We start from the raw sequence: 23980 nt of genomic DNA, 5'->3' as shown, positions 1-23980 counted from the left end.
GTTCAGTTCGGCGGCGTGCCGTTTTTCGCGAGCACGTCGCCGGCCAGATAGAGCGAGCCGCAGATCAGCACCCGCGCATTGGGCACTTCTGCGGCTGCCTTCAGCGCTGTCACGATGGAACGCAGCGGTCGCGCCTCCAGCCCGACATCGTGCGCCCGCTTGACGATATGAGCCGCTGGGTGGGCGTTCTGCTCCCCCGGAATGGTCAGCGCCAGCACAGAGGGCCTGAAACCGGCAAAAGCCTCCAGGAACTCGCCTGGGTCGCGGGTATTCATCATGCCCATGATCAGCACCAGCGGCGCCGCACGGTTGCGGTCAAATTCGGCAATGGTCCGCGCCAGCGCCTTGGCGCCGTGCGTATTGTGTCCGCCATCGAGCCAGAGTTCGTGGCTCGCCGGCAGCAGCTCGCGCAGTTTGCCCTCGCGGATCGGCTGCATACGCGCCGGCCAGGTTACCTTGCGCAGACCCTCGGCAATCGCCGCCTCATCGACCGGCAATTCAAAATGCCGCGCCGCCGCAATGGCCAGAGCCGCATTGTCGAACTGGTGCGGCCCTAAGAGCGCCGGCGGCGGCAGGTCGAGCATGCCAGCCTCGTCGGTATAGACGAGCCGCCCATCCTGCGCCGACCCATGAAAATCCTCGCCCTGCCAGAGCGGCGTGATCCCCAGCCGATGCGCCGCGCGCTCAAGCACCTTGTGCCCCTCGTCGCGCTGGATACCCATCACCGATTTCGAGCCGCGCTTCAGAATGCCGGCCTTGTTGGACGCAATCTCGGCAATCGTCTTGCCCAGAAAACCCTGATGGTCGAAATCGACCGGCGTGATGATCGTGCCCAGGGGATGTTTTACGACATTGGTGGTGTCGTAAGTCCCACCCATGCCGGTTTCGAGCAGCAGAAAATCGGCCGGCGTTTCGGCGAAAAGCTTGAACGCCGTTACCGTCGTCACCTCGAAAAAGGTGATCCCGGCCCCGGCATTGATCTCTTCCACCTCCTCCAGCGCCGCATTCAGTTTTCGCGTGGAAACCAGCTCGCTCGCCAACCGGATGCGCTCGTTGAAACGCACGAGATGGGGCGAATTATAGACATGCACCTTCTTGCCCGCCGCTTCGAGGAAAGCGCGGAGATAGGCAATGGTCGAACCCTTGGCATTGGTCCCCGCCACATGGATCGTGGGCGGCAGGTGGTCCTGCGGATTGCCCAGCTTTTCCAAGAGCGGCAGCATGCGATCCAGGCTGAGATCGATCAGCTTTGGATGCAGCCCAGACAGGCGTTTCAGAATGGCGTCGGTACGGGACACTGGTTTGTCTCCAATGCAAAAGCGCCCACGGAACTGTCATCCCCGCGAAAGCGGGGACCTCCGTTTCACAACAGAGGTTCCCGCTTGCCGATATGAAGCAGTGGGATTGGACAGGCGAACTACTTCCGCAGTTCGCCGCCGGTCGTCTTGGTCACAGCCGCAACAATCGCCGATGACACCTTTTCGATGTCCTCGTCGGTCAGCGTACGGTCGCGCGGCTGCAGGGTTACTTCGATGGCTACGGACTTTTTGCCCTCGCCAACGTGCGTGCCTTCGAACACGTCGAAAATACCCACATCAGCGATGAGCGCCTTGTCCGCACCCTTCGCCGCCCGCAGGATCGTCGCCGCAGCTACGCCCTTGTCCATCACGAAAGCAAAATCGCGGGAAACCGGCTGGAACTGGCTGAGGTCAATCGCCGGCTTGGTCTTCGTCGCCTTCTTGCGCGCTTCGGGGAGGGCATCGAGGTCGATTTCGAATGCCGCAACCGGCCCCGAAATATCAAGATCCGCCGCCAGCGCCGGATGCAGTTCGCCGAACCAGCCCAGCGTCACTTTTGGGCCAAGCGCAAAGCGCCCGCCACGGCCCGGATGGCTCCAGCTCGCCGCCTCGGGCAGCACCTGCACCTTGTCGACGTCGACGCCGAGCGCATCGAGCACCGCAGCAAGATCGGCCTTGGCATCCCACACAGTCACCGCCTCGGCCTTGCCCGACCAATGGCGACCAGCGCCATCGATCTTGGCCGTGCCGGTGCGCACGCCCGAAGCATAGGTGTGCTGGCCTTCCGGCTTGTCGGAAAGGAAGATCTGCCCGACTTCGAACAGACTCACATCGGCAAAACCGCGATTGGCATTGCGACGTGCACCCGCCAGCAGGCCCGGCAGCAGCGAGGGCCGCATGTCGGTCATGTCGGACGCAATGGCATTGGCCAGCTGCCGATCGTCCGTACCGCCGCCAAAGCGCGTGGCTTCGTCATGGGAAATGAAGCTCCAGGTGACAGCCTCATCCAACCCACGCGACGCCAGAACCCGACGCGCAATGCGACGACGATTCTGGATGGTGGTCAGAATGCGCGGCGCAACGTGATTGAGGCGCGCCAGCGGCTCCACCGGCACATTGTCGACGCCCACCATACGCATGACCTCTTCGACGAGGTCAGCCTTCTGGGTCACATCCGGACGCCAGCTCGGCACTTTTACGGTGCGCTTGTCGCCCGAACCCTCGGCCACGAAACCAAGCGCCGAAAGAATAGCTTCGATCTTCTCCGGAGAGACTTCCAAGCCGGTCAGGCGTCGCACTTCGCCAAGCGGGAATTCCACCGTGGTATTGGCAAAGACGTCCTCGCCCGAGATCGCCGGCTCCATCGGTTCGCCACCGCAGAGTTCAAGCACAAGGCGCGTTGCCAGTTCCATGCCTGGCTCCGTAAGAGCCGGGTCAACCGAACGCTCCAAACGATAGCGCGCATCGGAAACGATCCCGGTCTTGCGGCCGGTACGGGCGATCAGCTCCGGATCCCAGCTCGCGCATTCCATGAGAATATTGGTGGTTTCATCGGTCACACCTGAGCGAATGCCGCCCATGATGCCGCCGAGGCAGAGCGGGCCCTTATCGTCAGCAATAACCGTCATGGTCTCGTCGAGCGTATAGACCTTGTTGTCGAGCGCATCGAACGCTTCGCCGCGCGCATTGCGCAGCACCATCTGGCCCTGAACCTTGTCGGCGTCATAGGCGTGCAGCGGCCGGCCCCAGCCGAGCGAGACGAGGTTGGTAATGTCCACGATGGTGTTGATCGGACGCAGGCCGACAGCGCGCAGACGCGCCTGCAGCCAATCGGGCGACGGGCCGTTCTTCACATTGGCGATATAGCGGCCGGCAAATTTCCGGATCGCCTTGGGCTCATCGCCCGAAAATTGCTGCGGCAGCGGCGCAATCGGGCTTTTGCCCTTGGAAGGGACCGGCGAAAAATCGGTCTTCTTCAGCGTGCCGAGGCCAAAGGCGGCGAGATCGCGTGCCACGCCGTAGACGCCGGTCGCATCGCCGCGATTGGGCGTGATGGAGATGTCGAAAACCACGCCATTGATGCCGGCATAGTCGACATATTTTTGGCCGATCGGCGCATCGTCGGGCAGGGTGATGATGCCGTCATGATCATTGGAAAGCTGAAGTTCGGCGGCCGAACACAGCATGCCGTTCGACGGCGCACCGCGGATGACGACGCCGCCCTTGAGTTCAAAATCCTTGCCCGGAATATAGGTGCCGGGGAAGGCGAAGACGCTCTTCATGCCAGTCCTAGCGTTCGGCGCGCCGCAGACGACGTCGATCAGCTCGCCGGTCCCGGCATCGACCTTGCAGATATTGAGGTGGTCCGAATTGGGATGCGGCTTTGCTTCCACCACATGGGCAATGACGAACTTTTCGAGCGCCTTGCCCTGGCTTTCAATGCCTTCCACTTCAAGGCCGATCATGGTCAGCGCCTTGCCGATCTCTTCGGTCGAGGCCGTGGTCTCGAGATGTTCCTTGAGCCAATCAAGCGTGAATTTCATGTTTTGGGACCTTAGCGGAAGTCACTCTTGCTGCCGTTGATCGACGGCAGCGCGGACGAAAGTTGAAAGAGTTCGACGAGCACATTGGCAAAGCCGCGGGCATCGTCGATGGCTCGGTGGGTATGGGGGATATGGCCGTAGAATTCGGCCGGCAGCTTGCTCATGCCCCAATCGAGATAGGGCGCGCCGCGCAGCGTTCCGGCCATGGTGTAGAGGCAGACGCCACCACCGCGAAAAATCTGGCGCCCCTTGAAGGGACCGCTCAGCGCCCGCGTGCCGGCATATTCATCGAGATAATGGTCCATCCAGAGACCATCGAAAATCATCGGCGCCGCGACAAAGACTTTTGGGCCGGGCAGGCTTTCCACCCAGTCGGCAAAGCGCGGCATGACCACGGCAGGGTCTTCGGCGCCCTCGGTCGCGGCCTTCCAGGCCTCGGGCTGGGTCTTCCACCAGTCCATCGTCATTTCGTTCTGCGTGCGATCGGCCTTTGGCTTCAGCACCGCCTCGAACTCGCCGTGCCGCGTGCCGTCCGCTTCGATAGCCACGGAAGCAAAGCTCAGCATGGAATTGTGCAGCGGCGTCGGCCCATCGGATTCGATGTCGGTCACGACAAAGATCGGCCGGGCCACCCGATTGTAAAGTTCGCGGCCAGCCGGCAGTACCGTCACCAGCCGGAATTTTTCACATACAACCTGCATGTCTGGCGCAAAGCCGCCATTGCGCGAGAAGTAATCCTCGTGCGCCCTGCGCCATTCGGCATAGGGGCCTTCACCTTCAAGATCGGTAAAGCTCGGGGCGACCCTATCGAAAGCCATGATGTCGATAGAGAGCGTCTCGATCACCGCCGCCGGCTCACCCGCGCCGTTGAGCACGACATCGCGCCGCCCGACGACGGGCATGGCTTCCTTGCCCTCTTCATAGTCGCGCAGCGCCCCGCAGGTCGCGGTCTTCCTGCCGGCCAGCACCAGGCCAAGCAATTCCTCATTCAGCTCCGGCGAGTCGCCGAAGCTGAAGGTTATGGCATTGGCATATTCGGGCGGGAGCGGAGCCATGTCAGCTTAGCTCGAAAGCCCACCGAACAGCGTCGGCAGGTCGAGCGGGCGGAACCCGTAGTGCTCGATCCAGCGCTGGTCGGCGTCAAAGAAGGCGCGGAGGTCGGGCATGCCATATTTCAGCATGGCGAGGCGGTCGATGCCCATGCCCCAGGCAAAGCCCTGGTAGACATCGGGATCGAGCCCGGCATTGCGCAGCACATTGGGATGCACCATGCCGCAGCCCAGAATTTCGAGCCAGTCATTGCCTTCGCCGATCTTCACTTCCGAACCCGAACGATCGCATTGCACATCGACTTCCATCGACGGCTCGGTGAAGGGGAAGAAGCTCGGGCGGAAGCGCAGGGTCACGCTCGGGACTTCGAAGAAAGCTTTCAGGAATTCCTCGAGCACCCAGCGCAGCTGGCCAATGTGCGAATCCTTGTCGATGACGAGGCCTTCGACCTGGTGGAACATCGGCGTGTGCGTCTGGTCTGAGTCATTGCGATAGGTGCGGCCAGGCATGACGACACGGATCGGGGGATCCTGCGACGGGGTCAGGTAGGAGGCGGCCGGCTTTTCATTGGTCTTTTGCATCACGCGCACCTGCACGGGCGAGGTGTGCGTGCGCAAAACCTTCTTCACCCCGTCCGGGCCGGGCTTCATGAAAAAAGTGTCGTGCATTTCGCGCGCCGGGTGACCTTCAGGGAAATTCAGCGCGGTGAAATTGAAATAGTCGGTCTCGATATCGGGGCCTTCGGCAATGGCGAAACCCATATCCGAGAAGATCGCGGTGATTTCGTCGATGGCCTGCGAAATCGGATGAATGCGGCCCTTGGCGGTCGGGGCCGGGGGCAGCGGCAGGGTCACGTCGACCGTTTCAGCCTTCAGCCGCGCTTCGAGCGCCGCACCCTTCAATTCCACGCTGCGCGCTTCGATGAGGCCAGCAATGTCGTTCTTGAGGCCGTTGATCGCCGGGCCCGCGCTCTTGCGCTCGTCCGCAGCCATGGCGCCCAGCGTGCCGAGCAGGGCCGAGACCGAACCCTTCTTGCCGAGAGCCGCGACACGCACAGTATCGAGCGCGGCTTCGGTATCGGCAGCGGCGATGGCAGCGCTCAGTTCGGCGCGCAGGGTTTCAATCTGGGTTTCCAAGGACATCGGGAGCTCTCGGTGAAAATTCAGGTGCGGTTAGACCAAAACAAAACGCCCCGCGCCAGCCCCTTTCGGGGTGGCGCAAGGCGCAATTTTTGACCTCAACGAGGTGGGGTTAGCTTAGGCGGTAACGCGGGCGTGGGTAACAGTGTCCACGCTTGCGAGATAAGCCAGAGCTGCCTTGGCCTTGGCGACCAGGGCGCCGAACGCTTCGGGCTGCGTGATCGCGAGATCGGACAGCACCTTGCGGTCGACGGCAACCTCAGCCTTGCTGAGGCCGTCGATAAATCGGTTGTAGGTCAGGCCGTGTTCGCGGACGGCAGCGTTGATACGCTGGATCCAGAGAGCGCGGAAGTTGCGCTTCTTGACGCGACGATCGCGATACGCGTACTGGCCGGCCTTTTCGACGGCCTGCTTGGCGATACGGATCGTAGACTTACGACGGCCATAATAGCCCTCGGCGGCCTTCAAGACCTTCTTGTGACGGGCGTGGGCGGTTACGCCTCTTTTTACGCGTGCCATTCTTTAGTGTCCTTCCAGCTTAGCGGTTGTACGGCATGTACCACTTCACCAGACCCTCGTCGCCCTTGGACAGGATCTTGGTGCCGCGGTTGGTGCGGATGTACTTGGCGTTGTGGCTGATCAGGCGGTGGCGCTTGCCGGCAACGCCGGCCTTCACCTTACCGGTAGCGGTGAAGCTGAAACGCTTCTTTGCGCCGGACTTGGTCTTCATCTTGGGCATTTTGCGGGTCCTTATTGGTCTTAACAGGCTCTTGCGAGCCCGTCGCTTTCAAAGACCGCCACGGCATGCCTTTTGGCCGGGCGATCCGGAGATGGCGCTCTATAGGGGGAATGGCAGGGAAAGGCAAGGGCCTCGGACAGTCGCGCGTGGGAACGATTGAGCTCGCTCGTGGATCACACACAAATCAGTGTTCTGCCTTACCGAACATTCATGAAACCTGGCAGTGGTCTCAAGCGTAACTCCTGCATGCTCCACACCACGGGGCAGCAATTTTGAAACAGGAGACTATCATGCGTTTTGTCAAAGCCATTGCCGTTGCCGCAATCCTTGCCACTTCCGCCAGTGCCGCCATGGCAAGCCCCTTCGATGCCATGGGTTCGGTGCAGTCGCTCGATGACGCCAACTACGCCACCGTGCTGAAGGTCAATGCAGGCGAAGCCCGCTCGCTGGCCATCGACGTCGACATGGCCGCATTGCACCAGCGCATCAAGAACAATCCGGTCATTAGCCGCTCGATCCAGGAACAGGGTTTTACCGTGGACCAGATCGTTGGCATTGATAGCAGCGACGGCGGTGCCGGCGTGACGCTTTACGCGCTCTGAATTCCTGAATCATTTAGGAAGACGGGCGGCCAATCGGCCGCCCTTTTCTTTTGTACCAACTAATGGGCTGATGCCGTGGCTTCGGTGTCGCGATAGCGGCGCAGAGCGAAGAAGACGGCAATAGCCAGAAGCCCGATGAGGCTCGCTGCACTCAACAGCACCATGCCATGCGCGTCCGAAAAGGCCATCCGTGCCGCTTCGACGAGCAGTGCGCCCGCGGGTCCGAGCTGTTCGGCCGCATACATGGTTTCGCCGATCGAATGCGCCGCGCTTTCAGGCAGGCTCTGCGCCAGGTCCGCCGGGATGCGCAGCGCGCTCGAATAGCTCGAGGCCAGCAGCACACCGAAGAAGGTGATGCCGAGCCCAGCGCCCAGTTCATAACCCGTCCCTTCGAGCGAGCCAGCAACACCGGCTTTTTCTGCCGGCGCACTCGACATGATGGCGATGGACGAGGCCGTCAACCCGATGCTGAGCGCGAGGCCCAGCATGACCATCAGGGCCGCAACGCCAATGCCCGGATTGTGAAAATCGCTGACACCGAGGCCGGCAAGACTGAGGGCCGCAACAGCGAGGGACGCGACGGCCACAGTGCGCAGGCCCAATTGCCCGACGGCATAGCCGGCAATCGGCCCGCCAATGCCCGAGGCAATCACCAGCGGCAGCATGAAGAGTCCGGCCTGCAGCGGGGTATGGCCGACGACGAATTGCAGTTCCTGCGCCACGGTCAGTTCAACGCCCGCCAGCGAGCCGCACACGACCAGCGCCATGACCATGCCCATGCTGATCGCCGGACGCGAAAAGAGGCTGAGATCGAGCATGGGTTCGGCCGCGCGCATCTGCTGGCGCACGAACCAGACGAGCAGGCCAAGCCCGGCAACAAGGCTCGCGCCAGTCACAACAGGCGAACTACCCGCCTTGAAGCCAGATTTTATCGCATAGACCGTAGCAATCAGGCCCGCGATCAGCACCAGCGCCTGGCCAATGGTCCAATTGCCGCTGGCCGTCACCGAGCGCTTTGGGATGGTGAAGAAGGCCAGGGGCCAAACCACCATCATCACGGGTACGTTGATGAGGAAGACCGAGCCCCACCAGAAATGTTCCAGCAGTGCACCGCCCGCCAGCGGGCCAAGCGCCGCACCGGCCGAACCAACCGTGCCCCAAAGGCCCAGCGCAAGGGCGCGTTCCTTGGAATCCTCAAAGGTCTGACGAATGATAGCCAGCACATTGGGCATGATCATCGAGGCGCCAAAGGCCAGGGCCACGCGCGCGCCGATAAGGACTGCCGCCGTCGGCGCAAAGGCCGCCGCAACGGAGGCGACCAAAAATACCAGCAGGCCCGTAAGAAGCATCTGCCGATGCCCGACACGGTCGGCCAGCGTGCCCATGGGCACGAGCAGGCCCGCCATCATCAGCGGATAGATATCGATGATCCACAAGATCTCCGTGCCGCTCGCGCCCAGGGCCAATGTCAGGGAGGGCACGGCGATGTGCAGGATCGTCATGTCGATGACGACAGGAAGAAAAGCCAGCATGACGGCCAAAAGCACCAGCCAGCGGTTGCGCGGGGATGACATTTTCAGTTCCTCTTGGCAGACGTACCTATCGCTGCCGGATCGCCGGCTATATAAATCCGTCTGGACGGATTGAAAAGAGGTCGCAATGGGCCGGAAACAAACAATTGATCGCGGCGCCCTGCTCGACGCGGCCGAGCGCGTGGTCCTGCGCGATGGCGCGGGCCAGCTGACGATGGATGCCGTGGCGGCCGAGGCCGGCGTCAGCAAGGGCGGCGTGCTCTATGCCTTCCCCAGCAAGGACGCACTGATCGACGCGCTCTTCAACCGGGCTTTCGCCGCCATGGACGAGATCGGTGATGCCTTCTTGGCGTCAGCCGGCGATACGCCGGAAAACCGCGTTCGGGCCCATGTGCTGGGGAGCAAGGGGGCGAGCGAACTCGTCACCGAGCGCTCCCTGGCCCTGATCGCCAATTTCATGCGCTCACCGCAATATCGCAAAGGCGCCCAGGACTATTATCGTGAGGCCCTGGCTAAACTCGACGTGACGACGCCGTCCGGCCGTCGCGCCCGCCTGGCGCTGCTTGCGGTCGAGGGTGCGGCCACCCTGCGGGGCTTTGACTTTTATCCAATCACCGAAAAGGACTGGCAGGACATCCACGCCGATGTCCTTGATCTTTTGCTCGACTAGGCCCGCGCGGCCTTCAGCATCGGCTCGATGTGGTTTTCAAACAGCAGGCCCGGCTGTTCGGCCAGTGCCGCGCTATAAGCCGCTTCCGCTGCCAGCGACACGCGCAGGAACCGAGCGACACCAGCCACATCCACCGCCGACAGCCCATAAAAGCCCGCTTCAAGCCGCCGCAGGATTTCGGTTTTGCTGGCAATCATCCCCGCCGCCACATCCTTGCCGTTGCTCATCGAGCCATCGCGCTTGATGTAATCGTGCAGCGGTGCGCCGAGATGCATGGAGAGCGGCGCCTTGCCATAGAGCTGCAGCAAGAGTTCCAGGTCGGTCATGTTGCTCAGCGTCGGGTCGTAGCGTCCGTCGGTCTTGGTCCGATCCCACACCACCATGGAATCCATGGATAGGCTGACCCACTTGTGCTCGCCCGGTGTCAACTCCCGATCCGGTCCATCCCCGACATGGCGCAGGTGTTCAAAATCCATGGCCATGACATCGAGCGCCGTCGTCACGATCGCATGGTTTTCCAGCGCCGCAACGGCAAGCTCAAGTTTTTGCGGTTTCAGCCGGTCGTCGGCGTCGAGAATGGCGACATAGGGTACGCTCAATTGCTCCAGCGCCACGTTCCGGGTCCGCGAGGCGCCAGTGCCGACGCCCCCGCTCGTCAGAAAAACCTGGCGCTCATCGCGCAGCCCCTGGCCATCAAGAAACGCCGCATAATCAAACCCGTCATCGGCAATGATCCAATGCTGCCAATCCGCATGGGTCTGGGTGAGCACGCTCTGCACCGTGGTGGGCAATGTGTCCTGCGCGCGGAAAGCGGGGGTGATAACGGCGACGGTTTTCGACTGGGTCATGTAGGCCTCTGATCGCTTCGCTCAGGCCATCCGCTCAGGCTTGAACAGGACGGCCATAGGACCCATATCTGCCTCAGCCTGTCGATGCCAGAGTTTTGGGTCGACAGTATTCGTTGCTTGCTTGAAACAAGGACGGCGTAGATGTCGCGTATATCGGTCTTTTCCGCGCCCTTTCTCCTCGGCTTTGACAGCTTTGAGGAAAGGATCGATCGGCTCGCCCGGTCTGCGGACGGCTACCCCCCTTACAATATCGAGCGCACCGTCGGCGAAGACGGCACGGAACGCTTCATCATTTCCATCGCGGTTGCCGGATTTTCCGAATCCGAGCTCGAAGTGATGAGTGAAGACAACCAGCTCAATGTTCGCGGAAAGCAGAAGGATGAGCCGGGGCGGGAGTTCCTGCACCGAGGCATTGCCGCCAGGCAATTCCAGCGCACCTTCCTCCTTGCCGATGGAATGATCGTGAAAGATGCAACTCTGAGCCATGGCATGCTCGTTATTGCTCTTGAGCGTCCTCGCGCGCCCAAGCTTGCCCGCCGTATCGACATTCGCTCGCTGTAAAGGAAAGGGCTAAAAAATGATGGATAGACGCAATACCGACGCCGTTCCTGCCGACGCGCACCCGCTTCGGCATCTGACCCAGGCCCAGTTCGCGGCCCTGGGTGGCAGTGCCGTGGCCTATATCAAGCCGGTCTCCGGCCTTGTGCTCTCGCACATGATCCACGACGCAGAATTCAATGACACCGAGCTTTACCAGCTCGTCATGTCTGCCGATGGCACCCCGCTGATGGTCGCCGACACGGCTGACGCCGTGGCCGAATGGCTCGGCGACAAGAATCTGGGACTTGCGACCCTGCACTAGGGTCGGCCCCATCCGAAACAAAAACCCCGCGGATCAGTCTGATCCGCGGGGTTTTCAATTTCGGTAACCTGCGCCTCAGGCGGCGCAGGAATCTTCAAGCGGTGTTGTCAGCAGCGCATAGAGCCGCTTCACATCGGTTTCCCGCCGTAGCTGGTCGATGACACTTTCCGTCCGCAGCAGCCGCGCCACGCGCGACAGGGCCTTCAGGTGATCGGCGCCGGCGCCGACAGGCGCGAGCAGCATGATCACCACGTCGACCGGCTGGTCGTCGACCGCGTCGAAGTCGATGGGCGTATCGAGCCGCGCGAAAACGGCGGTTACACCCTTGAGACCATTGAGCTTCCCGTGCGGAATGGCGATGCCATTCCCAAGGCCGGTCGACCCCAATTCCTCGCGGCCAGCAATGGCCGCAAGGATATCGTTCTGGTCCTTGCCGGTGATCTCGGAAGCCTTTTTGGACAAGATGTCAAACAGCTGGCGCTTCGAGGTGACACCCGTACAGTCAAGTACGGCTTCCTCTGCCAGAATGTCAGCCAATTCCATTAGTCTGCCTTGGGCTCTACTTCAGCTTTTCTACGGCAGTCGGGCTAATCAATTTGCCCCAAGCGCGGGATCAATCCAGCCTATATTGCCGTCCGCGCGGCGGTAGACCACATTCAGGCCGCCATGTCCAGCGTGGCGGAACATCACAACATTCTGACCCGACAGGTCGAGCTCCATCACCGCCTCCTCCACACTCATCTGGCGCAGGTTCTTGGTGGTCTCGGCAACCACGGGTGGCGCATAGTCTTCGTCGAGCTCGTCGAACTCGTCCGAGGCCCCGAAAACGGTGTACTGGGCCGTGCCGCCATCGGCGCCATTACCCTTGCGGTGCTGCTTGAGCTTCCGGTTGTAACGGCGCAGGCGCTTTTCGATATTGAGCGCCATGACCTCGAAGGCCGAGGTCGCATCACCGCCCTGGGCGCTGGCTTGTAGAGTGGCGCCGGAATCGAGGTGGACAACGCAGTCGGCACGGAAACCAATTCCGTCTGGAGTGAGGGTCAGATGGCCGTCATAGCCGCCGTCAAAATACTTTCCGACAACGGTGGAAAAGTGATCCTCTGCTTTGCCGCGCAGAGCATCGCCTACATCCATATTCTTTCCCGAAACGCGCAAGGCCATGGCTTCTTCTTCCTTTCGGTCGTGTGTACGACGCAAGAGGTCCCGAAGCCGATCTCCCGACATCCGGGTTCCTGCCTACTGTCACCCATTGCATGTGGGGTGCCAGACATGAGGATGCTAGACCCAGCCAGAGGCAGGGGCAATCCGCATCATGCCCGGCATGTCCAAATGAGAGGGTGACAGAGGGACGCGGCTCAATTAGCCTTCCCGCCGTGAACAAAGGCTGCCGGGCAGGAGCCCAACGCCGCAGCCCCGCTCCGCGGTTCCCGGTTCACGTCAAGAAGCGAGACGATAGGACGCAGCCGCCTCTAGGCAATCTTCTGCAATGCCTTTTTCTGGCGGCGGCGGATCACCGAGGAGGGGATGTTCATGCCCTCGCGATATTTGGCCACCGTGCGCCGGGCCACGTCGATGCCCTGTTCCTTGCGCAGCATTTCGGCGATCGTGTCGTCCGAGAGAATATCGCTCGCCAGTTCCGCATCAATAAGCTGCTTGATCCGGTGCCGTACCGCTTCAGCCGAATGATCACTGCCGCCATCCGCCGAAGAGATGGCCGTCGTGAAGAAGTATTTCATCTCGTAGAGGCCGCGCGGCGTCGCCATATACTTGTTGGCGGTTACGCGACTCACCGTCGATTCATGCATTTCGATTTCTTCGGCGACCATTTTGAGCGTCATCGGCTTCAGATGCGCCACGCCATGGGTCAGAAACCCGTCCTGCTGGCGCACGATTTCGGCGGCCACCTTGGTAATCGTCTGGGCCCGCTGGTCGAGACTTTTGGTCAGCCAATTGGCCGTCTGCAGGCAATCGGACAAAAAGGTCTTTTCCGCCGCGTCGCGGGTCTTCTTGGTCACGCTGGCATAATAGACCCGGTTGACCAGGACGCGCGGTAGCGTCTCGGTATTAAGTTCGATCTGCCAGCCGCCATCGGGCCCGGACCGCACGAAGACATCGGGCACCACGGCTTCGATCGGCGCGCTGTCGAAGGCAAGGCCCGGCCGCGGATCGAGCAGACGCAATTCGCCCAGCATATCGGAGAGATCTTCGCGATCGCAGCCGACGGCCTTCATCAACCCCGCCATATTGTGTTCGGCGACAAGACCAAGATTGTCGAGCAGGCGCTGCATCATCGGATCGAGCCGGTCGCGCTCGCGCAATTGCAGCGCCATGCATTCGGCAACGGACCGGGCAAAGACGCCAATCGGGTCGCAGGTCTGCAGCGCGCCGAGAACAGCCTCGACATCGCCGAGTTCGGCCCCGAGCAGTTCGGCTACCGCGTCGAGTTCAACAGTGAGATAGCCAGCCTCGTTGAGTCCATCGATCAGGTGCTGGCCGATCAGCCGGTCGGCCTGGGTGCGCAGCAGCATCTGCGCCTGGGCTTCTAGATGGTCGGAAAGGCGCGGGCGCGAGGCCACGAACTGGTCAAGGTCGGGCGCTTCGCCACCCTCAAAACTGCCATTGCGGTCGGGCCCGGTGACGCTGCCCATCTCATTGGGATTGGATTCGGGAAAGACGTTCTCGACCGCTGTGTCATAGCCCTCGGCGATCTGGTCGGCATCTTTGATGCGGTCGCCCTGGGCAACCGTGTCTTCATAGGCACTGAGTTCGACCGCTCGTTCGGGGGCTTCGGCCGGCTCGACATCGGCTGCCTCGCCACCCTCTTCGCGTTCGAGCAGCGGATTGCGCAGGAGTTCGGCGTCGACGAAATCATTGAGTTCGAGATGGCTCAATTGCAGCAGTTTGATCGACTGCATGAGCTGCGGCGTCAGCGTCAGGCTTTGGGCCTGGCGAAACTCCAGCCGCGGCGAAAGTGCCATCTATTCAACCTCTTGGCGCGTCACGTGATGCCCCGAAGGGCGGCTTCCCGGCCGCAACATGGCTGATTTCGTCGGCAAGGGCAAGCGCTAGAGCAAGTTCCGTGCCAGTTCAAAGGCTTCTAAAGCTCGAAGCTCTCGCCGAGGTAGACGCGCCGGGCCTCGGGGCTGGCCGAAATGGTTTCGGGCTTACCCTGAATCATCACCGAGCCGCCATGGATGACATAGGCGCGATCGACGAGCCCAAGCGTTTCGCGTACCGCATGGTCGGTGATGAGCACGCCAATGCCGCGCTGGGTCAATTGCCGCACGAGACCCTTCACTTCCGCCACGGCAATGGGATCGACGCCGGCAAAGGGCTCGTCGAGCAGCATGAAGATCGGTTCGGCCGCCAGGGCCCGCGCAATTTCGACACGGCGGCGTTCGCCGCCCGACAGGGACAGGGCATTGGACTTGGCAAGGTGGGAGATGGAAAATTCGTCGAGCAACTGTTTTAGCCGGCGCTTGCGCTCGGCCCTGCCGCTCACGGTATTTTCCAGAATGGCGAGAATATTGCCCTCGACGCTCATGCCGCGGAAAATGGACGGCTCCTGGGGCAGGTAGCCAACGCCGAGCTGGCCACGCTGAAACAGCGGCAAGCGGGTAATGTCATTGCCATCGAGCTGGATGCGGCCCGCATCGGGCCGCACCAGACCCATGATCATGGTGAAAACCGTGGTCTTGCCGGCGCCATTGGGGCCAAGAAGGCCCACGGCTTCCCCGCGGCGCACGGCCAACGAAACATCGCGCACGACCGTGCGCTTGCCAAAACTCTTGGCAAGGCCCTGGGCCACGAGCCAGCCCGACTGGTCTATGCGCGTCTTCTCGCTCATTGGGTGGTGAAGACGCCGGTCACGCGTCCGCCCTGGCTGGCGCTGAAAGTCGAAACATTGGTGGCAAGATTGACCACCAGCTCCTGCGCCTGGACGCTGCCGGCCGTATTGCTGACCTCGACATTGCCGGTCAGACGCAGCAATTGATCGCCCGGCGTGAACACGGCGCGATCGCCCGTCGCCGTCTGCTCGTCGGTTTCGAGCTTCACCTTGCCGGTCGCCTCAAAACTCCTGATGTCGCTGGTGCCACCCTCGCCATAGGTGGCGACGACCTTTTCGGCCCAGACATTGACCGTCGGATGCTTGATCACGACATTGCCGACGAAAACCGCTTCCTTAGTCCCTTCTTCGATGGTGAAGGTGTCGGCCGATATCTGCACATCGGTCTGCGCTAGCGCGGGCGCAGCAAGCAAAGTTGCAAAAACAGCGATCAAAGCGAAGCGACTGAAATTCATTCCTGCTCCTCCCCCGGGGTTTCGGGCAGCGTGACGATCGCCTTGGTGAAAGTCCAGCGGTTGCGATCGGCCTCGTGTACCATGCCCTCGGCGCGCACGGTGGAGCCGTCCGAATAATTGATGGTCACCGGGCCCTTCGATGTCAGGGTCTGGCTCGCCCAGTCGAAAACGGAGTCGCTGAGGCGACCGGAAATGCCGCTGGATTCGCTGATTTCAGTGCCATTCTCGATGCGCACCTGCTGGTTGACCGTGTCGAGAATGGCGTCCACTGCCGATGCCTCGCGGCGAACGCCATCGGTGCGCTCCAGCATTACCTTCACATTGCTCATCGTAATCAGGTCGGTATTGTCGATGGCCGCCGCCGCTTCCTCGGCCCAAACGCGATAGACCGAACCATCGGTCAGCGTGCCGGCATATTCCGGTGTCTCGACCCGAATCCGATCCGGCGTTACTTCGATCTTGCCGATGCCAAAACGCGCGCCAAAACTCGAAATGACAATCTGGATCAAGAGCGCGATCAGTAGTACCGAACCCACGGTCGGCACGGCAAACCGAAGCAGCCCCACCACGCGGTTTCGACGGGTAAGACGCTTGTACTTGCGGGTCCGGCCGGGCTGATCGGCAAAGGCCAAGGGCTGTTCCTCAGCTGTGGGCGAAAATATCCGTCTCTTGCCAACCCATGAGATCAAGGGCGCAACGGGTTTTTACGAAATCGAAGCAGGCCTCTGCCAGTTCCATCCGGTTCTCGCGCTTGAGCATGCGGTCAAGATGGCGCTTGAGGTCATGGAGATAAAGAACGTCGGAAGCGGCATAGTCGAGCTGCGCGTCAGTCAGCTTCTCACTCCCCCAGTCCGAGCTCTGCTGCTGCTTGGAAAGGTCGACATTGAGCAGTTCGCGCGCCAGTTCTTTCAGACCATGTCGATCCGTATAGGTGCGCACGAGGCGCGAGGCGATCTTGGTGCAATAGATCGGCCCGGTGACAACCCCAAAGCGCTGCTGCAAAACCGCGACGTCGAAACGCGCATAGTGAAAAATCTTGGTGACGCCGGGATCGGTTAGGAGGCGAACCAGATTAGGGGCTTCAGTGGCGTTCTGCGGAATCTGGATGACATCGGCGCTGCCATCACCGGGGGAAAGCTGCACCACGCAAAGCCGGTCGCGATGCGGATCGAGTCCCATGGTTTCCGTGTCGATCGCCACCTCGCGCCCGTAGTTGGAGAGGTTTGGCAGATCGCCGCGATGCAGTCTGATGGCCATGGTTTTTCCATTCTTCCCGTTTTGCTTTCATTGGCACAGCAAGACGGCGATGGAAAGGCACTGTGCCAAGGCAAGAATTGCTCAACCCTGCGACCAGGTCATATCAAGCTTTCTTTATATCTCCCTTGACCCAGAGGGCATACAATGTCACAAAACGGTCAGTTTGGCCCATTTTCGGGCATTTTTTGCATTTTCGGAGCAGTTGCGTGGCCCGTTCGTCCTATCACTTCACCTCTGAGTCGGTCTCCGAGGGTCACCCGGACAAGGTCTGCGACCGGATTTCGGACGAGATCGTCGACCTCGTTTTCCGTGAGGCCAAGAAGGTCGGCATGGATGCGAACCAAGTCCGCATCGCCTGCGAGACTCTGGCCACCACCAATCGTCTGGTCATTGCCGGCGAAGTGCGCGTGCCCGATACGCTCCTCAAGAAAGACAAGGACGGCAACGTCCTCAAGGACAAGGCCGGCGCCCCGATCGTCAATCCGTCAAAATTCAAGGCCGCCGCCCGCAAGGCGATCCGCTCCATCGGCTACGAGCAGTCGGGCTTCCACTGGAAGACCGCCAAGATCGAAGTCCTGCTGCATGGCCAGTCCGCGGACATCGCCCAGGGTGTCGATGAAAGCGGCAACAAGGATGTCGGTGCCGGCGACCAGGGCATCATGTTCGGCTACGCCTCGCGCGAAACGCCGGAACTCCTGCCCGCTCCGATCTACTATGCCCACAAGATTCTCGAGACCATTACTGACGCCCGCAAGGCCAATCATGGTCCGGCCGGCAAGCTTGGCCCTGATGCCAAGAGCCAGGTGACGGTGCGCTATGAAGACGGCAAGCCGGTCGGGGTCACCCAGATCGTGCTCTCCACTCAGCACCTCGATGAAAGCCTGACCTCTGCCGACGTCCGCAAGATTGTGGAACCTTATATCCGTGAAGCTCTGCCGGATGGCTGGATCAGCGACGAGACCGTCTGGCACGTAAACCCGACCGGCAAGTTCGTCGTCGGCGGTCCCGATGGCGATGCGGGCCTGACCGGCCGCAAGATCATCGTCGATACCTATGGTGGCGCAGCCCCTCATGGCGGCGGCGCCTTCTCGGGCAAGGATCCGACCAAGGTTGACCGCTCGGCCGCCTATGCCGCGCGTTATCTTGCCAAGAATGTCGTTGCCGCCGGCCTTGCCGATCGCGCGACCATCCAGCTCAGCTACGCCATCGGCGTCGCCAAGCCGCTGTCGATCTATGTCGACCTGCACGGCACCGGCAAAGTCGACGAAGCAAAGTTGGAAAAGGCCTTGGCCGAGGTGATGGACCTGACGCCGCGCGGCATCCGCACCCATCTCGACCTCAACAAGCCGATCTATGCCAAAACCTCGGCCTATGGCCATTTCGGCCGCAAGCCGGGCCGCGATGGCAGCTTCTCCTGGGAGAAGATCGACCTCGTAAAGGCATTGAAGCAGGCCGTCGCCTGATTCACGCCAAAGATTGACCAAAGGCCTCTTTTCCGCGATGCGGGGGAGAGGCCTTCGCTTTTTCGAAATTTTGCATCCATGACCGACCACCAGCTCCCCAAAACCCGTGACGGCGAACCCCGCGCCTTCTTCGGCCGCCGTTCCGGCAAGAAACTGCATGGCGGCCAGAAGGCCATGGTGGATGAGACGCTGCCCGAGCTCGAAATCGCACTCAGCGAGCACCTCGACCCCAAGACGCTCTTTCCGGAGGCAAAACGCCTCGTCATCGAAATCGGCTATGGCGGTGGCGAGCATCTGGCGCGCAAGGCCGAGGAAGAGCCCGAAACCGGCTTTATTGGCTGCGAGGTTTTTACCGGCGGCATCGGCAAGATGGTGCAGGCGGCGATTGCCAGAAACCTGAGCAATGTCAGGCTCTTCACCGATGACGCGCTAAAACTGCTCGTCACCCTGCCCGATGCCAGCATTGACGCGGTCTATCTGCTTTACCCCGATCCCTGGCCGAAGACGCGTCACCACAAGCGTCGCTTCGTCTCGCCGGTGACACTGAAGGAACTGGCCCGCGTCATCGGTCCGGGCGGCACATTCCACTTCGCCAGCGATATCGAGGACTATGCCGACTGGACCCTCGCCCACATCGTGCGCGAGCCCGAATTTACCTTTGCTCCGGATGCGCCCGGCTCTTGGCACACGCCCTATCCGGGCTGGCAGCCGACCCGCTATGAACAAAAAGCGCGGCGCGAAGGCCGCATGATCAGCTTTTATTTCACCTTCGATCGGCGCTGAAATCTTTACCGTTTCGTGACGGTGAACGACAAGTTCGTCCGCTCGCGCTCTGGACCTTTGCCATTCGCTCCCCATATCGGCTGCACGCCGGCGCGCTGCGCCTGATGTTCTTCCGTTGACCGGTTCCGGAGCCTCACAAATGTCCACGACGCTTTCCTTTTCGCACGAGGACAACAGCTTTCTGGCGATGCGGACGGGGAAATGGACGCTGGTGGTGGTGGCCGAACTCAGCGCGGGCACGCGGCGCTTCAATGAATTGCGGCGCTCGATGGACGGTATTTCCCAGAAGACGCTGGCTTCCACCCTGCGCGAACTCGAGCGCGACGGCTTTATTTCCCGCACGGCCTTCGCCACCATTCCGCCGCGAGTGGATTACGAACTGACGGCCCTCGGCCGCGATCTGCTCGATCTCGTCGATGCCTGCCGGGCCTTTGTGGCGCGCAATCGCGACGCCGTCGCCTCAGCACGGCAAAATTTCGATCTCTCCAACAATATCAGCCTTCGCTAGGGAAGGCTTCGGGCGCCGCCGGAGGCCGGCAGCGCCAGGAGCATTGGGCCCGGGGCGCCTTCGGGAAAAGCGGAGACTCTTTTCCGGGTCGAAGGCGCGACGGGCAGGCGCTTAGAGCCCGACGGGCGCCAGCGTGTCGGCGTCGAAGAGCTGCATGGCCTGGGTGCCGTCTTCCTGGACCACGAAGGCGCGGATCTTGCCGTTCCATTCTTCGATCGAGGCGGCGTTGATGCCCTTTTCATGCAGACGGAGCAGCGTATAGTCGTTGGCAACTTCGTCGGTCAGGTAGCTGGTGTCGACATCAGTCGATTCAACCGGAGCCGGTGCTGCAAAGGCTGGCAGGGCAACGCCGGCAACGAGAGCGGCAGTGGTCAGGGCGAGGATGCTGTTCTTGATCATTTGGGTGTTCCTTTCGTTTTGAACACCACAGAAATGGGCCGCCAGAATTCGGCTCCAAGGCACGAAAAACAAGAATCTTGCCCTTGAAAGCGGGCCCATCGCGCCGACGGTTTCACAGGGAAATCAGGTGGTTGGAAAGAAACCCGGTTGTCGCGGGGGAACCGGGTTCCCCCAAGGTGCCCTCAGTTTGGAACCGCCCGGCGGACCATGGTGTTCTGCTGTGGCAGAGGGGAGAAAACCATGCAGATCAGCGTCAATATTCTCGACACCGTTCCCGTCACCCACAATGTCCGCCATTACCGGCTCGAACGTCCCAAGGGCTACAATTTCTCGCCCGGCCAGGCGACCGAGGTCAGCATCGATCGCGACGGCTGGCAGGACAAGAAACGGCCGTTCACCTTTACCTGCCTGCCCGATGCCGAGAATCTCGAATTCACCATCAAGAGCTACTTTGACCATACCGGCGTCACCAATGAACTCTGGTCGCTCGGCGCGGGGGACAAGCTGATCCTGCGCGATGTCTGGGGTACGATCCAATATCGCGGCCCCGGCACGTTCATTGCCGGTGGCGCCGGCGTTACGCCCTTCATCGCCATCCTGCGGCACCTCAATGCCACGGGCAAAATCGCCGGCAATACGCTGATCGTCTCGAACCAGACCGAGAAGGATATTATCCTGCGCGACGAGTTCGAGGCCATGAGCGGCCTCAAGACGCTCTGGACCGTTACCAATGACCAGAAATCAAAGCTGGCCCAGGAACGCATCGACGCCGATTTCCTCAGGCGCCATGTCACCGACTTCAATCAGAATTTTTACCTCTGCGGGCCGGACCCCATGGTGAAAGACCTGCGCGGTTTCCTCGAAGACCTCGGAGCCAACGTCGCCAATGTCACCTGGGAGCGCTAGGCGCCCCCTCAAGAGGCCCGCCAGGCCGACCTTGCCTTTTGCCGAGAGCGGCGCTATATGAGGCCTACATCGTTGCTCTCATACAGAGAGTGGTGCCCTGACCGGCCCCGCTCTTTTTGCTTATCTGGGACCCAATGGCTTTCGATCTTACCGAGAAACGCTACATCAAGGAAACCGGCCTCGAAGCCCGTGTTTCCCGCATCGTCGAGCCGGTCGCCAATGGTCTTGGCTATTCGCTCGTGCGGGTCAAGATCACTCCGGAAAATGGCTGCACCCTGCAGATCATGGCCGAAGACGAAAATGGTCGCTTCAACATCAATGACTGCGAGGCGCTTTCCAAGGACCTCTCGCCGGTTCTCGATGTCGAAGACCCGATCGACCGCGAATATCACCTGGAAGTCTCTTCCGCCGGCATCGATCGTCCCCTCGTGCGCAAGCGCGATTTCGAGCGTTTCGTCGGCCATGAGGCCAAGGTCGAACTGCTCGACATGATCAATGGCCGCAAGCGTTTCCGCGGCGACATCCTTGCCGTGGACGAAGAGGGCGTGACCATCCGCCTGCCCGACGCGCCCGGCGGTACCAATCCCGACCACAAGCTCAGCTTCGTCACTATCGCCGATGCCAAGCTCGTGATGACCGACAAATTGATGGATATGGCGCGCGCCGATCAGGAATTGCATCCGATCGACGACGATGAGACCGAAACGGTCGAATATGCCGATGCCGACAATGACGACGAAAACCTCCCCGAGGAGACGAAATAAATGGCCGTTAGCGCGAATCGCCTTGAGCTTTTGCAGATCGCGGATGCCGTTGCCCGTGAAAAGTCGATCGACCGCATGGTCGTGATCGAGGCGATGCAGGATGCCATGGAAAAGGCCGCCAAGGGCCGCTATGGCGCCGAGACCGAGATCAAGGTCGAGATCAATCCGCGCTCGGGCGAAACCCGCATGTGGCGCCTCTTGGAAATCGTCGACGCCGTCGAAGAGCCGAGCCGCCAGGTTGACCTGAAATTCGCCAAGACCAAGTCGCCCGAAGCCAAGGTCGGCGATTTCCTGACCGAACCGCTGCCGCCGATGGAATTCGGCCGCATCGCTGCCCAGTCGGCGAAGCAAGTGATCGTGCAGAAGGTGCGCGATGCCGAGCGTGACCGCATGTTCGAGGAATATACCAACCGCGTCGGCGAAATCGTCAACGGCACGGTCAAGCGCGTCGAATATGGCAATGTCATCGTCGATCTCGGCCGTGGCGAAGCCATCATCCGCCGCGACGAACTGATCCCGCGCGAAATGTTCCGCTATGGCGACCGCGTCCGCGCCTATATCTATGACGTGCGCCGCGAACAGCGCGGTCCGCAGATTTTCCTCTCGCGCACCCATCCGCAGTTCATGGCAAAACTGTTCATGCAGGAAGTGCCCGAGATCTATGATGGCGTCATCACCATCCGCTCGATCGCCCGTGACCCGGGTTCGCGCGCCAAGATCGCCGTCACCTCGAACGATTCCTCGATCGATCCCGTCGGCGCCTGCGTCGGTATGCGTGGTTCGCGCGTCCAGGCCGTGGTTGCCGAACTGCAGGGCGAAAAGATCGACATCATTCCCTGGACCGACACCATTGCCGATCTCGTGGTTTCTGCGCTGCAGCCGGCCGATGTCGCCAAGGTCGTTCTCGACGAACAGGCCGAACGCATCGAAGTCGTGGTGCCCGACGAGCAGCTCTCGCTTGCCATCGGTCGTCGTGGCCAGAATGTGCGCCTCGCGTCGCAGCTCATTGGCTGGGATATCGACATCCTGACCGAGCAGGAAGAGAGCGAACGCCGCCACAAGGAATTCACCGAACGCTCGACCCTGTTCATGCAGGCCCTTGACGTTGACGAGATGGTTGCCCAACTACTGGCTTCCGAAGGCTTCTCCTCGGTCGAAGAGCTCGCCTATATCGAGCCCAACGAAATCGCCTCGATTGAAGGCTTTGACGAAGAGACGGCCGGGGAAATCCAGAATCGCGCCGCCGAATATCTCGCCGAGATCGAGCGCAAGTTCGACGACGAGCGTATCGCGCTCGGTGTCGATGACGAACTCTACGAAATTCCGGGCCTCAATGCCGCCATGCTGGTGGCGCTCGGCAAGGAAGACATCAAGACCGTGGAAGACTTTGCCGGTTGCGCCGCTGACGATCTCGTCGGCTGGAGCGAACGCAAGGACGGGGAAACCAAGCGCTTCGAAGGCACGTTCAAGGATTTCCCGGTAAGCCGCGAAGAAGCTGAAGACATGATCCTGCAGGCGCGCCTGCGTGCTGGCTGGATCCAGGCCGATGAAGTCGCCGCCGAAGACGGCGACGAAACCGCGGAGGAGGCGGTCTAAGGACCGCCTTCTTCGGAGTGATGTCGTGGCCCGGCGCGAAGAAACCATAAGGACATGTGCTCTCACCCGGCTCGAAAAGCCGGTTGAGGAACTGATCCGTTTCGTGCTCGGCCCCGATGGCACCATCGTGCCCGATACCGATGCCAAGGCCGAAGGCCGGGGCGTCTGGATCAGCCTCAGCTACGAATCCGTTGCCGAAGCTGTGCGCAAGAAGGCTTTTGCGAAAAGCCTGAAAGAAAACGTGACCGTGCCGCCCGATCTGGCGGATCTGACCCGGCTGCGGCTCGAACAAAGATTTTCCTCGGCTCTCGCCATGGCGCGAAAAGCCGGCCAGTTCACCTCCGGCGGCATGAAGGTGAAGAGCGCCATCGAAGGGGGGCAGCTGATCGCGCTGCTTTCAGCGACCGATGGCGCGGCCGATGGCAAGAACAAGATGCTGGGGGCCCTGCGCGCCCTCAATCACGCCCGCCGCGAGGGCAGCGCAGCCGGCAAGCAGGTGCCTCATTTCGAATTGCTCTCAAGCGTGCAATTGGGTTTGGCACTTGGACTAGAAAATGTGATACATGCTGCCCTCATGACAGGGGCGGCAGCCCAATCGGCGCTGGATAAGGCCAATAGACTGGCCCGCTACAACGCCAATCCGACGGATAACGACACCGACCGCCCTGCGGTAACCGGTGTGCTTTTGTCCGTGGAACAGGACGAAAGACGATAGGAAG

At 61.2% G+C, this 23980-nt stretch carries 26 protein-coding genes and 1 pseudogene; 11 read left to right on the top strand and 16 right to left on the bottom strand.

From position 1 onward, the window contains the following. Positions 1 to 2: 2 nt before the first annotated feature. The 6 genes from NVV77_RS12155 to rpmI form a co-directional block, all read right to left on the bottom strand. Positions 3 to 1298, bottom strand: coding sequence for a folylpolyglutamate synthase/dihydrofolate synthase family protein (locus NVV77_RS12155; protein WP_295413500.1), 1296 nt, complete (start codon positions 1296 to 1298; stop codon positions 3 to 5). A gap of 119 nt (positions 1299 to 1417) precedes the next feature. Further along, positions 1418 to 3841, bottom strand: coding sequence for a phenylalanine--tRNA ligase subunit beta (pheT, locus tag NVV77_RS12150; RefSeq protein ID WP_295413497.1), 2424 nt, complete (start codon positions 3839 to 3841; stop codon positions 1418 to 1420). Between the two features lie 11 nt (positions 3842 to 3852). Then, positions 3853 to 4896, bottom strand: a complete 1044-nt coding sequence (locus NVV77_RS21970) for an ASCH domain-containing protein (RefSeq protein ID WP_367178619.1) — start codon at positions 4894 to 4896, stop codon at positions 3853 to 3855. A gap of 6 nt (positions 4897 to 4902) precedes the next feature. After that, positions 4903 to 6033, bottom strand: coding sequence for a phenylalanine--tRNA ligase subunit alpha (pheS, locus tag NVV77_RS12140; protein ID WP_295413494.1), 1131 nt, complete (start codon positions 6031 to 6033; stop codon positions 4903 to 4905). 114 nt (positions 6034 to 6147) lie between these two features. Then, positions 6148 to 6549: a 50S ribosomal protein L20 gene (gene rplT, locus NVV77_RS12135; protein WP_295413491.1), complete on the bottom strand. Its 402-nt coding sequence runs from the start codon at positions 6547 to 6549 to the stop codon at positions 6148 to 6150. Between the two features lie 19 nt (positions 6550 to 6568). After that, the gene (gene rpmI, locus NVV77_RS12130) at positions 6569 to 6769 is read right to left on the bottom strand and encodes a 50S ribosomal protein L35 (protein ID WP_046105910.1); all 201 of its coding nucleotides are present in this window, start codon (positions 6767 to 6769) and stop codon (positions 6569 to 6571) included. Between the two features lie 290 nt (positions 6770 to 7059). Here rpmI and NVV77_RS12125 point away from each other — a divergent pair, with 290 nt between their 5' ends. Beyond that, positions 7060 to 7371 (top strand): hypothetical protein, encoded by a 312-nt coding sequence (locus NVV77_RS12125; protein ID WP_295413483.1) that lies wholly within the window; start codon positions 7060 to 7062, stop codon positions 7369 to 7371. 59 nt (positions 7372 to 7430) lie between these two features. Here NVV77_RS12125 and NVV77_RS12120 read toward each other — a convergent pair whose 3' ends face one another. Continuing rightward, positions 7431 to 8945: an MFS transporter gene (locus NVV77_RS12120; protein WP_295413480.1), complete on the bottom strand. Its 1515-nt coding sequence runs from the start codon at positions 8943 to 8945 to the stop codon at positions 7431 to 7433. An 85-nt stretch (positions 8946 to 9030) separates the two neighbouring features. Here NVV77_RS12120 and NVV77_RS12115 point away from each other — a divergent pair, with 85 nt between their 5' ends. Beyond that, positions 9031 to 9573, top strand: coding sequence for a TetR/AcrR family transcriptional regulator (locus tag NVV77_RS12115; RefSeq protein WP_295413478.1), 543 nt, complete (start codon positions 9031 to 9033; stop codon positions 9571 to 9573). On the opposite strand, the gene NVV77_RS12110 is transcribed toward NVV77_RS12115, so the two are convergent. Beyond that, positions 9570 to 10421, bottom strand: coding sequence for a glycosyltransferase family A protein (locus tag NVV77_RS12110; RefSeq protein ID WP_295413476.1), 852 nt, complete (start codon positions 10419 to 10421; stop codon positions 9570 to 9572). The two genes, NVV77_RS12115 and NVV77_RS12110, sit on opposite strands and share 4 nt — an antisense overlap. A 141-nt stretch (positions 10422 to 10562) precedes the next feature. Here NVV77_RS12110 and NVV77_RS12105 point away from each other — a divergent pair, with 141 nt between their 5' ends. Both NVV77_RS12105 and NVV77_RS12100 read left to right on the top strand, forming a co-directional pair. Next, positions 10563 to 10982 (top strand): Hsp20 family protein, encoded by a 420-nt coding sequence (locus tag NVV77_RS12105; RefSeq protein WP_295413473.1) that lies wholly within the window; start codon positions 10563 to 10565, stop codon positions 10980 to 10982. A gap of 16 nt (positions 10983 to 10998) precedes the next feature. Then, positions 10999 to 11283: a DUF1150 family protein gene (locus tag NVV77_RS12100; RefSeq protein WP_295413472.1), complete on the top strand. Its 285-nt coding sequence runs from the start codon at positions 10999 to 11001 to the stop codon at positions 11281 to 11283. 75 nt (positions 11284 to 11358) lie between these two features. Here NVV77_RS12100 and NVV77_RS12095 read toward each other — a convergent pair whose 3' ends face one another. The 7 genes and pseudogenes from NVV77_RS12095 to NVV77_RS12065 form a co-directional block, all read right to left on the bottom strand. Beyond that, positions 11359 to 11826: a PTS sugar transporter subunit IIA gene (locus NVV77_RS12095; protein WP_035084483.1), complete on the bottom strand. Its 468-nt coding sequence runs from the start codon at positions 11824 to 11826 to the stop codon at positions 11359 to 11361. A gap of 48 nt (positions 11827 to 11874) precedes the next feature. Beyond that, a complete protein-coding gene (raiA, locus tag NVV77_RS12090) occupies positions 11875 to 12444 on the bottom strand; it encodes a ribosome-associated translation inhibitor RaiA (protein WP_295413467.1) in 570 nt (189 codons plus the stop codon). A 308-nt stretch (positions 12445 to 12752) separates the two neighbouring features. Further along, the gene (gene rpoN, locus NVV77_RS12085) at positions 12753 to 14261 is read right to left on the bottom strand and encodes an RNA polymerase factor sigma-54 (protein WP_295413464.1); all 1509 of its coding nucleotides are present in this window, start codon (positions 14259 to 14261) and stop codon (positions 12753 to 12755) included. Between the two features lie 119 nt (positions 14262 to 14380). After that, positions 14381 to 15094, bottom strand: a pseudogene (lptB, locus tag NVV77_RS12080) (LPS export ABC transporter ATP-binding protein); the annotation flags it as partial. Between the two features lie 32 nt (positions 15095 to 15126). Continuing rightward, on the bottom strand, positions 15127 to 15585 hold the full coding sequence (locus NVV77_RS12075) for an LptA/OstA family protein (RefSeq protein WP_295413463.1): 459 nt from the start codon (positions 15583 to 15585) through the stop codon (positions 15127 to 15129). After that, entirely contained in the window at positions 15582 to 16217 is a 636-nt protein-coding gene (locus NVV77_RS12070; RefSeq protein WP_295413460.1) for a hypothetical protein, read from the bottom strand. The genes NVV77_RS12075 and NVV77_RS12070 overlap by 4 nt, the downstream gene beginning before the upstream one ends. Positions 16218 to 16227: 10 nt before the next feature. Further along, complete coding sequence (locus NVV77_RS12065) at positions 16228 to 16842, bottom strand: ribonuclease D (protein WP_295413457.1); 615 nt, start codon at positions 16840 to 16842, stop codon at positions 16228 to 16230. A gap of 206 nt (positions 16843 to 17048) precedes the next feature. Here NVV77_RS12065 and metK point away from each other — a divergent pair, with 206 nt between their 5' ends. The 3 genes from metK (at position 17049) to NVV77_RS12050 (ending at position 19596) form a co-directional block, all read left to right on the top strand. Beyond that, complete coding sequence (gene metK / locus NVV77_RS12060; protein ID WP_295413454.1) at positions 17049 to 18305, top strand: methionine adenosyltransferase; 1257 nt, start codon at positions 17049 to 17051, stop codon at positions 18303 to 18305. Positions 18306 to 18383: 78 nt separating this feature from the next. After that, positions 18384 to 19088, top strand: a complete 705-nt coding sequence (trmB, locus tag NVV77_RS12055) for a tRNA (guanosine(46)-N7)-methyltransferase TrmB (protein WP_295413452.1) — start codon at positions 18384 to 18386, stop codon at positions 19086 to 19088. Between the two features lie 139 nt (positions 19089 to 19227). Continuing rightward, positions 19228 to 19596 (top strand): helix-turn-helix domain-containing protein, encoded by a 369-nt coding sequence (locus NVV77_RS12050; RefSeq protein ID WP_295413449.1) that lies wholly within the window; start codon positions 19228 to 19230, stop codon positions 19594 to 19596. Positions 19597 to 19707: 111 nt separating this feature from the next. Here the strand turns inward: NVV77_RS12050 and NVV77_RS12045 are convergent, their stop codons facing one another. Next, positions 19708 to 19995: a hypothetical protein gene (locus tag NVV77_RS12045; RefSeq protein ID WP_295413447.1), complete on the bottom strand. Its 288-nt coding sequence runs from the start codon at positions 19993 to 19995 to the stop codon at positions 19708 to 19710. 240 nt (positions 19996 to 20235) lie between these two features. Here NVV77_RS12045 and NVV77_RS12040 point away from each other — a divergent pair, with 240 nt between their 5' ends. From NVV77_RS12040 to NVV77_RS12025, 4 genes are all read left to right on the top strand, one after another. Then, entirely contained in the window at positions 20236 to 20901 is a 666-nt protein-coding gene (locus NVV77_RS12040; RefSeq protein WP_295413444.1) for a flavodoxin reductase, read from the top strand. Between the two features lie 134 nt (positions 20902 to 21035). Then, on the top strand, positions 21036 to 21665 hold the full coding sequence (rimP, locus tag NVV77_RS12035; protein ID WP_295413441.1) for a ribosome maturation factor RimP: 630 nt from the start codon (positions 21036 to 21038) through the stop codon (positions 21663 to 21665). Next, complete coding sequence (gene nusA, locus NVV77_RS12030; protein WP_295413439.1) at positions 21666 to 23261, top strand: transcription termination factor NusA; 1596 nt, start codon at positions 21666 to 21668, stop codon at positions 23259 to 23261. 25 nt (positions 23262 to 23286) lie between these two features. Then, on the top strand, positions 23287 to 23976 hold the full coding sequence (locus tag NVV77_RS12025) for an RNA-binding protein (protein WP_295413437.1): 690 nt from the start codon (positions 23287 to 23289) through the stop codon (positions 23974 to 23976). Positions 23977 to 23980 lie beyond the last annotated feature (4 nt).

The organism is Devosia sp. (assembly GCF_024707125.1).
Taxonomy (GTDB): Bacteria; Pseudomonadota; Alphaproteobacteria; order Rhizobiales; family Devosiaceae; genus Devosia.
This window is presented reverse-complemented; position numbering and strand designations above follow the sequence as displayed.